This is a genomic window from Bradyrhizobium sp. AZCC 1678, from assembly GCF_036924765.1.
GTDB lineage: Bacteria > Pseudomonadota > Alphaproteobacteria > Rhizobiales > Xanthobacteraceae > Bradyrhizobium > Bradyrhizobium algeriense.
The window spans coordinates 6,075,029-6,089,348 of the sequence record NZ_JAZHSE010000001.1; the positions used below are offsets into that span (position 1 = coordinate 6,075,029).

12 protein-coding genes are annotated in these 14,320 nt (G+C 63.0%); 3 read left to right on the top strand and 9 right to left on the bottom strand.

The features are described 5' to 3' along the window. Positions 1–6: 6 nt before the first annotated feature. On the top strand, positions 7–834 hold the full coding sequence (locus V1294_RS29240) for a J domain-containing protein (protein WP_334502014.1): 828 nt from the start codon (positions 7–9) through the stop codon (positions 832–834). Between the two features lie 20 nt (positions 835–854). Here V1294_RS29240 and V1294_RS29245 read toward each other — a convergent pair whose 3' ends face one another. Then, positions 855–1,790, bottom strand: coding sequence for a c-type cytochrome (locus V1294_RS29245; RefSeq protein ID WP_334502017.1), 936 nt, complete (start codon positions 1,788–1,790; stop codon positions 855–857). A 165-nt stretch (positions 1,791–1,955) separates the two neighbouring features. On the opposite strand from V1294_RS29245, the gene V1294_RS29250 reads away from it, so the two are divergent. Then, the gene (locus V1294_RS29250; protein ID WP_334502020.1) at positions 1,956–2,378 is read left to right on the top strand and encodes a CHRD domain-containing protein; all 423 of its coding nucleotides are present in this window, start codon (positions 1,956–1,958) and stop codon (positions 2,376–2,378) included. A 213-nt stretch (positions 2,379–2,591) separates the two neighbouring features. Here V1294_RS29250 and V1294_RS29255 read toward each other — a convergent pair whose 3' ends face one another. The 8 genes from V1294_RS29255 to V1294_RS29290 all read right to left on the bottom strand — a co-directional run bounded on the left by V1294_RS29255 (position 2,592) and on the right by V1294_RS29290 (position 13,154). Continuing rightward, on the bottom strand, positions 2,592–3,038 hold the full coding sequence (locus V1294_RS29255; RefSeq protein ID WP_334478799.1) for a c-type cytochrome: 447 nt from the start codon (positions 3,036–3,038) through the stop codon (positions 2,592–2,594). A gap of 106 nt (positions 3,039–3,144) precedes the next feature. Next, complete coding sequence (locus V1294_RS29260; RefSeq protein ID WP_334502022.1) at positions 3,145–5,454, bottom strand: xanthine dehydrogenase family protein molybdopterin-binding subunit; 2,310 nt, start codon at positions 5,452–5,454, stop codon at positions 3,145–3,147. A gap of 303 nt (positions 5,455–5,757) precedes the next feature. Beyond that, positions 5,758–6,630, bottom strand: coding sequence for an outer membrane protein (locus V1294_RS29265; RefSeq protein WP_334502023.1), 873 nt, complete (start codon positions 6,628–6,630; stop codon positions 5,758–5,760). Positions 6,631–6,800: 170 nt separating this feature from the next. Continuing rightward, positions 6,801–8,345 (bottom strand): murein biosynthesis integral membrane protein MurJ, encoded by a 1,545-nt coding sequence (murJ, locus tag V1294_RS29270; protein ID WP_334502026.1) that lies wholly within the window; start codon positions 8,343–8,345, stop codon positions 6,801–6,803. Between the two features lie 36 nt (positions 8,346–8,381). After that, positions 8,382–9,533, bottom strand: a complete 1,152-nt coding sequence (locus V1294_RS29275) for a DegT/DnrJ/EryC1/StrS family aminotransferase (protein WP_334502029.1) — start codon at positions 9,531–9,533, stop codon at positions 8,382–8,384. A 28-nt stretch (positions 9,534–9,561) separates the two neighbouring features. Beyond that, the gene (locus tag V1294_RS29280) at positions 9,562–10,578 is read right to left on the bottom strand and encodes a Gfo/Idh/MocA family oxidoreductase (protein ID WP_334478792.1); all 1,017 of its coding nucleotides are present in this window, start codon (positions 10,576–10,578) and stop codon (positions 9,562–9,564) included. A 166-nt stretch (positions 10,579–10,744) separates the two neighbouring features. Beyond that, positions 10,745–12,157 carry a mannose-1-phosphate guanylyltransferase/mannose-6-phosphate isomerase gene (locus tag V1294_RS29285; protein ID WP_334502032.1) on the bottom strand — a complete coding sequence of 471 codons (1,413 nt, stop codon included), beginning with the start codon at positions 12,155–12,157 and terminating at the stop codon, positions 10,745–10,747. 7 nt (positions 12,158–12,164) lie between these two features. Further along, positions 12,165–13,154: an NAD-dependent epimerase gene (locus V1294_RS29290; RefSeq protein ID WP_334502034.1), complete on the bottom strand. Its 990-nt coding sequence runs from the start codon at positions 13,152–13,154 to the stop codon at positions 12,165–12,167. A 178-nt stretch (positions 13,155–13,332) separates the two neighbouring features. On the opposite strand from V1294_RS29290, the gene V1294_RS29295 reads away from it, so the two are divergent. Continuing rightward, complete coding sequence (locus V1294_RS29295; RefSeq protein ID WP_334502036.1) at positions 13,333–14,292, top strand: lysylphosphatidylglycerol synthase transmembrane domain-containing protein; 960 nt, start codon at positions 13,333–13,335, stop codon at positions 14,290–14,292. Positions 14,293–14,320: the final 28 nt, after the last annotated feature.

Sequence of the window (14,320 nt, forward strand, 5' to 3'; positions counted from 1 at the left end):
ACCACCATGAGGACGCTATACGATTTGCTCGGGGCGCTTCCGAGTGATGACGCCGAGGGCTTGCGGACCGCGTTCCGCAAGGCTGCGAAGGCGACACATCCCGATATCAATCCCGACAATCCCGATGCTGCCCTGAGGTTCAGGGAGCTGGTGCGCGCCTATGACATCCTGACCGATGCCGAGCAGCGCGAGACCTACGATGAACTGCTCGCCATTGCGCTTCAGCCGCCGGCCACGAAGGCCGTGCAGACCTACGAGACCGTGCGCAAGGTTGCCTCCAACACGATGGCGGCAACGGTCATTTCGGCGGTGCTGGTCGGAGGCTACGTCCTGTTCGGACTGTTTTCAACGCCACCTGGCGCAGCGGAAATCACGACCGACAGGACCATCGGCGAAGCGCAAGTCGTCGCAGCGCTGCATCCTGACGTCACGGCTTCGGATGAACCGCCCGTCCAGCGCGAGGGGGACGTATCGACCGTCGGCGCCATCGGGACATCGGCGGTTGCGCCCGCGGCGAAAGAGGCAAACGTCACGGCCATCGGCCGTTTCGAACAGGTCCCGGGATTCGTCTCATACAATCTCGCGATTCAATATTATCCGCGCTTCGCAACCGCCAATTTCGACCGCGGCATCGTTCTGTATCGCGTCGGCGATTTCGACCCGTTCGCCGCTATCGCTCCACCCAAGCCGGCCACGGACTTGAGGCGGGCAAAGATCGCCACGCCTGCGACCGCCACACCTGCGCCGCGCAAGCCGCTGATGATCGTGCCTCCTATTGCGTCCCCTGCGCCGCCAGAGAGGCGAATGCCGATCACCGCGGCCTTGACGCCCTGAGCGCAGGCGCAACGCGCCGGTCATGACTTCTCGGCGTCCTTTGCCTTCTTGGGCCGCGGCGGTCCCTCGACCGGCGGCAGCGACTTCAGGTATTCTGCGATGGCGGCGCGATCCTCCGGCGGCAATTGCGAAATGTTTCTGATCACCCGCGCCATCGATCCGCCGGCGGTGTCGCCGTCAGGCGTTTGCCCGGTTTCGAGGAAGTAGGCGATGTCCTTCGCGCTCCACTCGTCCAATCGCTTCTGGGTGATGTTGGGCACCCAGCCCTCGCCCTCCGGATTGGGCCCGCCTGCGAAGCGTTGCGCCTCGACGATACCGCCGAGGAAGTTGCGCGGGCTGTGGCACTCGGCGCAATGGCCCGGACCGTTGACGAGATAAGCGCCGCGATTCCATGACGCCGAATGTGAAGCGTCCACCGTGTAAGGCTTGCCGTCCATGAACAGCCATTTCCAGATGCCGACATTGCGACGGATGTTGAACGGAAACGGCAAGTCGTGGTCGCGCGGCTTGCCGGCAACCGGCGCCAGCGTCTTCAGATAGGCGAAGAGGTCGCGGATATCGTCGACCGTCGCATGCTGGTAGGACGCATAGGGAAAGGCCGGGAAATAATGCGCGCCGTCCGGCGACGTCCCCTTGAGCACTGCAGTTACAAAATCCGCTTCGCTCCACCGGCCGATACCGTAGGTGGGATCGGACGAGATGTTGGGAACGTAGAACGTCCCGAACGGCGACGGCATCGCAAGCCCGCCGCCCAGTTTCAGCCGATCGGGCTGGTTGGGAACGGCATGGCAGGAGGAACAGCCGCCGGCATTGAACGTTGTGAGGCCGTTGGCGAGGTTCGGCGTGCGAGGAGAGAGCGAGGCCGGGGCAACAACTGCAGGGATCGTCAGCCACCAGAAGATTCCAGCGCCGGCGGCGCCAACCAGGATCAAGCCAAGGAGAATTCGTCGCAGCATTTACCGATCCGTCATCAAGCTTCGCAATTCAACGACCAGTATGAACGCACTTTGCGCCATAGGCTTCCACGAAATTTTCAGACGTTGTTGGCGTTTCGGGAATAAATTCGTGAGGTCGTTGTTTTGAGGCTGACACGGCCGTTTGATGTCAACAGGAGAAACACCATGTCGAACAAGACCATGCTTGTCACGCTTGCGCTGGGGGCAGCGATTGCTTTTGCCGGACCCGCGTCCGCCGACAAGATGAAGGCGACGCTCGATGGCAAGGCCCAGGTGCCGCCCAACACCAGCGCGGCCACCGGCACCGCCGACATCGACTACGATCCCGCCAGCAAGAAGCTGAGCTGGAAGCTTTCCTATTCCGGCCTGTCCGGTCCTGCCACCGCCGCGCATTTCCACGGCCCTGCCGAAGCCGGCAAGAACGCCGGCGTCGCGGTCGCTATCCCGAACGCGACGTCGAGCCCGGTCGAGGGCAGCGCGACGCTGACCGATGCGCAGGCCGCGGACCTCGTGGCCGGCAAGTACTACGTCAACATTCACACCGCAGCCAATCCGGGCGGCGAAATCCGCGGCCAGGTAACCAAATAAATCAAGTCACCAGGCAAATTTGGTGACGAAGCAGGTAAGTTCGAACACGAGTAAACAAGAACAAGAAAAGGCTAACACAAAAGGGGCGGACGCTTCGCGGCGTCCGCCCCTTTTTAGGCCGGAGCATGATCGGGCAAAATGCGTAACTGTTTTCCCTCGCGACAAACGCGGAAACGCGTTTGCGCGGAGATCATGCTCAAAGTTAGAATGCGATCAGCCCTTCTTGATCCGGAATGTCTCGTGGCAGCCACCGCACTGCTTGCCGATGACGGGCAGTTCCGCCTTTAGCGTGTCGAGATTCTTGACCTTGCCTTGGGCATCGGCGACGACCTTGGCGAAGCTCTTAATTTGGGACTCGAAGCCGGCCTTGTCATCCCAGATTTTCGGCGAAGGATCGTAATCACCCTCCAGCTTAATACCTTTCATGCTCGCGGGGAACAGCGTCGGAAGGTTCTTGGCGGTGTCTTCGAACTGGGCCAGCGCGGCATTGACAGTCGCCTGATCGTAGGGCTTTTCGCCCTTGACCATCGCCGACAACGCGCCGGCGTTCTTGCCATTGTCCTTCATCATGGCCTGGGTCCGCTTGACCTGATCCTGCTGTGCAACGACCGCACCGGCACTGAATGCAAGCACAGCTGCGACGACGATGATCCGCTTCATTGGCTAAATCCCCCTTCAATTCGGGTTTGTACCGGTCCCAAAGGTGGTGCGGACTGGTTGTTTGTAAACACCGCATGCCGCGCATCATTCCGCATGCGACAAAATATCAGAGATTATGCAGCTTCTGTGCCTCACGGATTGCGATCCAGACCCGCTCGGCCGTGGCCGGCATGTCGATGTGATCGATCTTGTACTCGCGCCACAGGCCCTCGATGATCGCATTGACCACCGCGGGACAGGAACCGATCGCACCCGCCTCGCCCGCGCCCTTGACGCCGAGCGGATTGGTCGTGCACGGCACGTTGTGGGTTTCGAAATGGAATGACGGGCCGTCGGATGCGCGCGGCACCGCATAGTCCATGAAGGTGCCGGTGACGAGCTGGCCGTCAGTCGCGCTGTAGACTGCCTGCTCCATCAATGCCTGGCCGATCCCCTGCATCGCGCCGCCATGCACCTGGCCGGCGAGCAGCAGCGGATTGAGCGTGACGCCGAAATCGTCGACAATGACATAGTTGATGATCTTGATGATGCCGGTGGCGGGATCGATCTCGACTTCGGCGAGATGCGTGCCGTTCGGATAGGTGCCATCGGCCTGCGCGAAGGTCGCACTCGCATTCAGTTTCGAGGGATCGACGCCCGGACGTTTTGCAAGATCCGCGAAGCTGATCGAGCGGTCGGTGCCGGCGATGTGCACGAGGCCATTGCTGATCTCGAGGTCGCCGGCACTGGTCTCCAGCGCTTCGGCGGCGATCTCCTTCAGCTTGCCGCCGAGATCGCGGGTGGCACGCTCGACGCTGACGCCGCCGGTCGGGATCGACGCCGAGCCGCCGGTGCCGAGACCGGTGGCGATCTTGTCGGTGTCGCCCTGCAGGATGTGGACGCGCTCCGGTGGCACTCCGAACTGCTCGGCGACGAGTTGTGCGTAAGCGGTCTGGTGGCCCTGCCCGCTCGACTGGGTGCCGATCAGGATAGAGATGTCGCCATTGGGATCGAGCGCGACATTGGCGGTCTCCTCGCCCATGGTGCCGCAGACCTCGACATAGCAGGCCATGCCGATGCCGCGCATCAGGCCGGCCTTCTTCGCCGCCTTGGCGCGCTTGGGAAACTCCTTCCAGTTGGCGACTTCCATCGCGCGCTTCATATGCGCAGTGAAGTCGCCGGAATCGTAGACCTTTCCGGTCGCGGTCTTGTAGGGCATCGCCTTCGGCGGAATGAAATTCTTGCGCCGGATCGCATCCGGCGTCATGCCGAGCTTACGCGCCGCCGCATCGACCAGCCGCTCGACCACATACGCAGCTTCAGGCCGCCCGGCGCCGCGATAGGCATCGACCGGCACGGTGTTGGTGAACACGGTGCGGACGCGGCAATGGAAGGCCTGGATGTCGTAGAGCCCGGGCAGCATGCCGGCGCCGCCATGCGGGATGTAAGGCCCGAAGGTCGAGAGATAGGCGCCCATGTCGCCCATCAGGTCGACGTCCATCCCCAAGAACTTGCCGTCCTCAGCCAGCGCCATCTTTGCGGTGGTGACGTTGTCGCGGCCCTGCGCGTCGCCGATGAAGTGATCGGAGCGGTCGGCGGTCCATTTGATGGTCTTGCGCAGCTTTTTCGCGGCGACTGAAATCAGGGCGTATTCGCGGTAAGGGAATAGTTTCGTGCCGAAGCCGCCGCCGACGTCGGGGCAGATCACCCGCATCTTCTCCATCGGCATCTTCAACACCATGCCGCACAGGATTTCGCGCAGGCGATGGCTGCCCTGGCTGCCGATGGTCAACGTCAGGTGATCGCGCTTGGCGTCGTATTCGGCAACCGCAGCGCGCGTTTCCATGAAGTTGGTGATGACGCGCGGGTTGACGATCGATACCTCGGCGACCGCATGCGCCTTGGCAAAGGCGGCCTCAGCCGCCTTCTTGTCGCCGATCGACACGTCGAACAGCACGTTGCCGGGCTTGTCGGGCCAGACCTGCGGCGCGCCCTGCTTGACGGCGTTGACGACGCCCACCACCGAAGGAAGCGGCGTCCATTTGACGTCGATCGCCTCGATCGCATCGCGGGCCTGGTCGATGCTATCGGCGACCACGAAGGCCACGGCGTCGCCGACATGGCGCACCTCGTCCTTGGCGAGGATCGGGTATGGCGGGCCGGTGAAGGGATCGGTTTCCAGGTTGAACAGGCACGGCAGGTCGCCGAGATCGCCGACCTCGGCCGCGGTCAGAATCAACGACACGCCCGGCATCCCGCGGGCCTTGGTGACGTTGATGGTAAATTTCGCATGCGCATGCGGCGAGCGCAGCATCAGCGCATGCATCGCGGGCTGTGGCGAATGGTCGTCGGTATAGCGGCCCTTGCCGCGAATCAGCGCGTCATCTTCCTTGCGGAGAACGCTTTGACCGACGCCGAATTTGATGGGAGCTGCCATCGTATCTCCAATTGTCCTGGAGCACGATGACGCCTCTTCGAACCGTCATCCGCCCCATCTTTTTGTTTGAGCATGGCCCTTTCGGAAAACCGGTACCCACTTTTCCGGGCCAGGCTCTAGAAGCGTTCCATATTGCAGCGGTTCGCGCGTCAGCGCAAACCGCTTTCGGCACACCGGTCATGACCCGGTCTTGGCCTGGCGCAACAGACCCGGCGCCCACTCAGCGGAATTTTTCGCAACCGCACAACAAAAAGCCCCGGACGATGCCGGGGCTTCGAGTTCAGGGAGGAGACTACGTCGAAATCAATACTTCGCGATCACCGGGCCGCCGAAGGTGTAGTTCAGGCCGACGCGCAGGACGTGATCGTGGAAGCGCGTGTCTACATCAGCCCTGATCGCGCTCGCCGGCGCGAGCGTGAAGCTACCGGCGCGGAAGCTGTCGAAATCCATGTAAAGGTATTCGAGCTTGGCGCTCCAGTTGTTGGTGATCTTGCCTTCGACACCGGCGCCGACTGTCCAGCCGAAGCGGATATCGTCGTTCGAGGTAACCGAGGCGACGGCAACGCCGGCCGGAGTCACGCCAGCCATCGTGCCGGTGGTCTTGAACGAGCCATAGGCCAAACCACCGGTGCCGTAGAACAGAACCCGGGGAGTTGCGAGCACACCAACGCGGCCGCGCAGGGTGCCGAACCATTCGAGGTGCGTATCCACGGCAAGGCTGGTCCCGGTCACGCCCGGCGGCAGGAACGTCAAGCCGGGAAGGCACGGTCCGCCGACGCCCGTTGCGGCGCAACGAAACACGCCCCTGCCCTTCTCGTCCGACCACTGCGCGTCGGCTTCGATACCGAACACCCAGTTGCTGCTCTGCCAGTTGTAGCCGATCTGGCCGCCCGCGATCGCGCCGTCCATGTTGTAGCCGGCGTTGGTGATGGAGCCGGCGGGCGGAGCGATCGGCAAGCCAGTGGCGGTGTTGAAATAGGAAACGTCGGAATTGCCGCGGCCCCAGCTATAGCCGGCGTTACCGCCAATATAGAAGCCGGTCCAGTTCCAGACCTCGACCATGGCCGGCGGTGCCTTGGTGTAGCGCGGAGCCAAGTCCGCTGCGGATGCTATCGAAGTTGCAGCCACAATAGCCAGTGCCGAAGCTGCGATTGCCTTGAAGGCTGAAACGCCCATGGAAGCCCCTCTCTGAAAAACCGTTAATTAAATCCGGGATCAACCTAACGCGGAGTCGCCACACAATCATGTACGGATCGGCCGCAAATGGCGCTTTTCGGGAACTTGTTGCAAAAATGCCCGAATACGGCCAACACGCCCCAATCAAAAAATTTTCTTTTTATTTACAATCAGCTACGGGCGGATGTCCGGTCGCGCAGCAGCGAGAATAGCCACCCCCTGCCAAACAGCAGCAGGATCAAGACGCCGTACACAAAGGCACCCGCCACAATCAGCAGCAGCAACGCGGTCTCATCCCGGAAGGTGTGCATCTGCGCGAAATAGAAGCTGGCGAATCGCGCGATGGCCCAAAGTGCGGCGGCGAGCAGAACACCGGCCGCCGCGAACTTGGCGAGTGAAATCATCCAGGCGCGATCGAGTTCGAGGTAACCTGCCCGCACCGCGAAGAAGAGCACCAGCAACAGATTGACCCAGGCCCCGGTGGCCGTGGCGAGCGCCAGGCCGATTTGCGCCAGCGCGCCCATCAACGCGACCTTCAGCGCCACGTTGACAGCCACACCGGTCAGCGCCGCCTTGACCGGCGTCGCGGTGTCGTGGCGGGCGTAGAAGGTCGCGACCGCGCTGCGGATGGTCACGAACGGAATGAGTCCGATCGCGTAAGCGGCCAGCGTGGCACCCGCGGCTGCGGCATCCGCCTTCGAGAACGCGCCGCGCGCAAACATCGCGCGCATGATGACGTCAGGCACGGTCAGGAAGGCAGCAACGAACGGCACCGAAAACAACAGCGAGAATTCGAATGCCCGCCGCTGCGCGGCCGACGCACCGGTGACATCGTTCGCGGTGAGGCGCCGCGACATTTCCGGCAACAGCACAGTGCCGATCGCGATCCCGATCACGCCGATCGGCAACTGGTTGAGACGGTCGGCGTAATACAGCGCCGAAAGCGCGCCCGCCGGCAGAAAGGTTGCGATGATGGTGTCGGCGAACAACGCGATCTGCGTTCCCATCGAACCGATGGTCGCGGGGCCCAGCGCGCGAAAGAACGCGCGGACATCATCGTCGAGCTTGAACACCGCGAATTTGGGCAGGATGCCGGTCTTTGCCGCGTCACCGGCCAGCAACATGAATTCGAGGATGCCGGCGATCAATACGCCCCACGCGGCGGCGTAGCCCGCGCCCGGAAAGAACCCGGCCAGCGCCAGCGTCGCCATCATCGACAGATTGAGAAAGATCGGCGCGGCGGCAGCACTTGCGAAGCGGTGCATCACGTTGAGCATGCCGCCGTACAACGTCACCAGCGTGATCAGCAGCAGATACGGAAACGTGATCCGCGTCAGTGAGATCGCGAGTTCGCCGCGCGCCGGGTCATCCTTGAACCCCGGCGCGAGGATGGCGATCACCTCCGGCATGAACCACCAGGCCGCGACGAGCAGAATCACCTGGACGGCAAACAGCAGCGTGAAGACGCGATCGGCGAACAGCTTTGCCGACGCTTCGCTCTTGCCGTGCAGATGCGCATAGGCCGGCACGAAGGCGGCGTTGAAGGCGCCCTCGGCGAAGATCGCGCGAAAATGATTGGGCAGCCGCAGCGCCACGAAGAACGCATCCGCGACGGGACCGGCACCGAGAATGGCGGCGAGCATGATATCGCGCGCGAATCCGGTCAGCCGCGAAAGCAGCGTGTAACCGCCGACGGTGAAGATGCGTCCGAGCATGCGCCGCTTCTAGCGCATATTCGCCAAACCGTGAAATCAGGCAGAAAGCGCGCCGCGCACCGCCTCGATCACGCGATCCTGCGTCGCCTCGTCGAGATAGGCGTGAATCGGCAGGCTGATGACATCGTCCGAAAGCTTTTCGCTCACCGGCAGCCCGCCATCCGCCACCGGGAAACCCTTGTACGCGGTCTGCTGATGCATCGATTTCGTGTAGTAGACCATCGTCGGAACGCCCTGCGCCCTCAGCGCTGCCGCAAAACCGTCGCGATCGGTCCCCTTGGGCAGGCGGATGGTGTACTGCGCCCAGATCGAAGTGCATCCGGGAGCCAGCCGCGGTACGGTCACGAAGTTGCCGAGACCGCGCGAATAGCGTTCCGCCACGCGGTTGCGCGCCGCGATCTCGTCCTCGAAAATCTTCAACTTCTCGATCAGCACCGCCGCCTGCATGGTATCGAGCCGTCCGGTCAAGCCAAGGCGCACGTTGTCGTATTTGTCGGAGCCCTGGCCGTGCACGCGGATGCTGCGCAGCGTCTCGGCAAGCTTGTCATCATCGGTAAGGATGGCGCCACCATCGCCGAAGCAACCGAGCGGTTTTGTCGGAAAGAAGCTGGTCGCGGTCGCAAGTCCCAAGGAGCCGATCCGGCGACCCTTGTAGCTTGCGCCAAAACCCTGGGCTGCGTCATCGAGCACGAACAGGCCCTCGGCCTGCGCGACCTCGGCGATCGCATCGTGATCGGCGCTTTGGCCAAACAGGTCGACCGGGATCACGGCCCGGGGCTTCAGGCCGCGCTGCTTCGCCGTCGCGATGCCACGCCGGAGCGAACCTGCATCCATGTTGTAGGTCGCTTCGTCGACATCGACGAATACCGGCGTCGCGCCGGTCAGCGCCACGGCTTCGCCGGTCGCGCAGAACGTGAACGATGGACACAGGACGGCGTCCCCCGGGCCGACTTCCCTGGCCATCAAGACCATCAGAAGCGCGTCGGTGCCGCTCGCGCAGCTCACGACATGCTTGGCGCCGCAGAAATCCGCCAACGCCTTCTCCAGCACGGCCACTTCCGGACCATTGATGAAGAGGCAATGGCTGGTCACACGCGAGAGCGCCTCATCAATCGATGTGCCGAGCCGCCGGCGCTGCGAGCCGAGGTCATAGAAGGGAACGGGTTCTGGACGCATGTGCTGGTTCATGTGGCCTTGCTGGAATCGGAATGGAGGTTTAGCCGGCGATGCGGCGCGGACCCTTGCGCGCGGCAGAGGCCGCGGGCTTGGCGGGCTGCTCGAGGCAGCGGATCGCGATTTCGAGACTGGCGACGCCCTCGTCGCCGGAAACCGCCGGCAAATTGCCGGTGCGGACGGCATCGAGGAATGCGATCAGCTCGGCGCGCAGCGGTTCATCATGCCCGACCGGCAGATGGCGCATCGAATAGCTGCCGTCGGGCTTGAAGCCGAAGCATTCTGTCACCTGACGCGTCAACAGATCGCCCATCACATATTTGCCGCGCGTCGCGACCGTGACGCTGCGCGCCTTGAACGGTGTCAGCCAGTTGGTGTTGATATGGGCGAGCACGCCCGAGGCGGTGCGGAACTGTAATAGCGCGATATCCTCGCGCTCGGCGACTGCGCTGGAAAGCTGCGGCTGTACCTCGACGATATCGGATTCGGTGAACCAGCGGATCAGGTCGATATCGTGCACGGCCAGATCGATCACGACGCCGACATTGGACATGCGCGGCGGGAACGGCCCGACGCGGGTGATGCCGATGGAGAGAATATCCTCGCCCGCGATCGCCTGCTTGATCGCGGCGACCGCCGGATTGAAGCGCTCGACATGGCCGACCATCAGCGTCACGCCGGCGCTGCGCGCCGCATTGACGATGTCCTGCCCCTCCTCCACCGTCGAGGCGACCGGCTTCTCGACCAGGATGTGGATGTTGCGTGTGATGCAGGCCAGCGCAATCTCGTGATGGAGATGGGTCGGCGCCGCGATCGTGATGGCGTCGACGCCTTCGTCGAACAGCTCCTCAAGATCGGCGAACGCCCGGCAACCGACCAGCGCAATGGCCCGCGCGCGGTGTTCCGGCAACGGATCGACGATGCCGACCAGCGTCACATCAGGCAGACCTGCCAGCACGCGGGCATGGTTGCTGCCCATCACACCCGCGCCGACCACACCGACGCGCAGCCCGCGTTTTGCATCGGTCTTCGCATCAGATGCGGACCCTTTGGAACTCATGATTTTGTCGACCCCAAGACAGACTTTAAGCAGATTTCTGCGCCGGTAGTGTCCCCGGCGGTTCTCTAGCACGGCCGTCATAGATGTGGCGAACGCGATCGACGGTTTTCGGACACGTTTTGATTCAAACAATTACAGCCGCCGACCCGGTAAAATTACGGCTCGCTCAACTGCGCTTGTAGTCGTCCTCGATGCGGATGATATCGTCCTCGCCGAAATAGCTGCCGGTCTGGACCTCGATCAGTTCGAGCTGGATCTTGCCCGGATTCTCCAGCCGGTGCACCGCGCCGATCGGGATGTAGATTGATTCGTTCTCGTGCACGGTTTTGATCAGTTCGTTGACGGTGACCTGCGCCGTTCCGCGTACCACGACCCAGTGCTCGGCGCGGTGGTGGTGCTTCTGCAGCGAAAGCCGCCCGCCCGGCTTGACGATGATGCGCTTGACCTGATGACGGTCGCCATTGTCGACCGACTGATAGGATCCCCAGGGCCTGTGCACCCTGATGTGATCCTCGGTCACCTGCGGTGCCACCGTCTTCAGCTTTGCGACCAGCCGCTTCAGCCCGTTGGCGTCCTGTTGCCTGGAGACCAGCACGGCGTCCTGGGTCGCGACCACCACGAGGTCGTCGACGCCTTCGAGCGCGACCAGCGCGCGGTCGGTCGATACGTTGCAATTGCGGGAATCCTCGAACACCGCCACGCCCCGCGCCGCGTTGCCCTCGCCGTCCTTGCCGGACAATTCCCACACCGCATGCCAGGAGCCGACATCGGACCAGCCGCACGCGACCGGCACGACCGCGGCGCGCGCGGTCTTTTCCATGACCGCGTAATCGATCGAGATCGACTTCGCCGATCCGAACGCGGCCTCATCGAGCTTGACGAATCCGAGGTCGGCGCCGGCTTTCGTCACCGCATCAGTTACGGCCTGGACGCTTTCCGCATCGACCTTGCGATATTCGTCCGTCAGGACGGCGGCGCGGAACATGAAGTTGCCGCTGTTCCAGAGATAGCCGGCCTCGACATAACCCGCAGCCGTTGCCGGGTCCGGCTTCTCGACAAACTTCGCGACCGCACGGACCTTGCCGGAAATGACCTCGCCGGGATTGATGTAGCCATATTCGGTGGCGGCGCGTTCGGGCTGCACGCCGAACGTCACGATGTGCCCGGCTTCCGCCGCAGCCAGTCCCTCGCGGCAGGCGGCGCGGAAAGCGGGCGTGTCGGAAACCACGTGATCGGCGGCCAGCGCCAGCACGATCGCATCCTTGTCGCGCACCTCTGCAAAGGCGGCGCCGGCCGCGATCGCGGGCCCGGAATCGCGCCGCATCGGCTCGAGCAGCACGTCGGCCTCGAGGGCGATCTCCGCCAGTTGCTCGAGCACCATGAAGCGATAGGCGTTGTTGGTGATGATGACGGGCCGTTCGAACAGATCAGCATCGGAAACCCGCAACAGCGTGTCCTGGAACGTCGAGCGCGCGCCGAACAAGGACAGGAACTGCTTGGGGTGGACCTCGCGCGAGGCCGGCCACAGCCGCGTTCCCGCGCCGCCGCACATGATCAGGGGAATAATTCGTCGGTTCATCGGCGTCTCAAATCCTGTAGTGGTCACGATACCAGGCGACAAAATCGGCAAGCCCGTCCTCGATCGAGGTCTGCGGCCTGAAGCCGGTGTCGCGCATCAGTTCCGCGACATCGGCGAAGGTCTCGGTCACGTCGCCGGGCTGCATCGGCAGCATCTCCTTGACCGCCGCACGGCCCAATTCCCGCTCCAGGACTGATACCACATGGGTCAGTTCTTCCGGATGATTATTGCCGACATTGTAAACCCGTGCCGGCGCCCCGGCGCCCTCGCCGCCGTCACGCGGGGCCTGGTCGACCAGTTGCAATACGACGCGCGTCACATCGTCGATATGGGTAAAGTCGCGCCGCATCCTGCCGTGGTTAAAGAGCCTGATCGGGGTCCCTTCCACGATCGCTTTGGTAAACAGGAAAATCGCCATATCGGGCCGTCCCCACGGCCCGTAGATGGTAAAGAACCGCAGGCCCGTCACCGGAAGCCGGTACAGATGGCTGTAGGAATGCGCGATCAGCTCATTGGCCTTCTTTGTGGCGGCGTAGAGGCTGACCGGATGGTCGGTTTTGTCGTCCACCGAAAACGGTAGTTTCGTATTGGCGCCGTATACCGACGACGAAGATGCATAGACCAGGTGGCCGCAGCCATGATGCCGGCACCCCTCCAGCACATTGACGAAGCCTTCGAGATTGGCGTCGACATAGGCGTGCGGATGATCGATCGAATAACGCACGCCGGCCTGCGCCGCGAGATGCACCACCTTGGCAAAGCGGTGTCCGGCGAACAGGCGCTCCATCGATGCGCGGTCGGCGAGATCGATCTGCTCGAACGCAAAGCCCTGCTCCCGGCGCAGGATGTCCAGCCGCGCGCGTTTCAGCGCCGGATCGTAATAATCGTTGAGACTATCGAGGCCGACCACGGCGCGGCCTTCGGCGAGCAGCCGGCGAGCGACGTGGAAGCCGATGAAGCCCGCAGCTCCGGTGACCAATATGGGTTGATCGGGCATCGTATCCTTGGAAGGTGCCGCTCAAGGGTTGAAATCTCTGTCCGGGCCTCTTTACCTGCGTTGGCGAGGCCGCCGCAACACCTAGCAGCTCCGCTATTGCCAGATCGGCCCGAAAACCATACCAAGGCGCCGAATTGCATCGCTTTTTGCACCCCCTTCTCAAACCCGCACGGGCGAGATGCGCCGTATCCTGCTTTCGACGTTGAAGATACTGATCTCGGCGGCGCTCCTGTATTTTTCGCTGCGCAAGGTCGACCTTGCCGAACTCGTCGCTCGCATCGACGTTTCCAGCCTGGGCTGGATCGGCGTGGCGATTGCCGTGACGTTCCTGCAGATATTCATCGGCGTCCTGCGATGGCGCGAGATCAGCGCGGAGTGCGGGGCGCCGCTGCCAACCAGGCAGGCGATGCGCTTCAACGTGATCGGAACCTTCTTCAACCAGACGCTGCCCTCCTCGATCGGCGGTGACGCGGTCAGGCTGTGGCTGGTGGCCCGCAACGGCGCCGGCTGGCGGGCCGCGACCTATTCCATCTTCGTCGATCGCGCCATCGGCCTGATCGCGCTCGCAGTGGTGATTGTCGCGAGCCTGCCCTGGAGCTACCGCCTGATCACCGATCCGCACGGCAGGTCGGCCTTGCTTTTCGTCGATTTCGCAGCCCTTGGCGGCGGCCTCGGATTTCTGCTGCTCGGCCAGCTGCCATGGCCGTGGCTGAAGCACTGGTGGGGCACTCACCACATCCATGCCTGTTCTGTCATCGCCAATCGCGTGCTGTTCAGCCGCGTTCACGGCCCGAAAGTCGCAGTGCTTTCCTTGCTGGTGCATGTGCTTGCCGTCGTCATCGCCTGGTGCGTAGTGCAATCGATCGCAGCCCCCGTTCTGTTCAGCCAGATTTTCCAACTCGTTCCGCCCGTCATGCTGATCACCATGCTGCCGATCTCGATTGCCGGCTGGGGCGTCCGCGAGGCCACCATGGGGCTGGCGTTCGGTTATGCCGGCCTGATGGCCAACGAGGGCGTCAATATCTCCCTGCTCTATGGCGCGGTATCCTTCATCGTCGGCGCGATCGGTGGCCTGGTCTGGATATTGAGCGCCGAGAAGGCCGCGCAGGGCACGGTGCCCATCGAAGTTCCCAAATAGTCTTTCGAGCAACTTTCCACGCGGATAG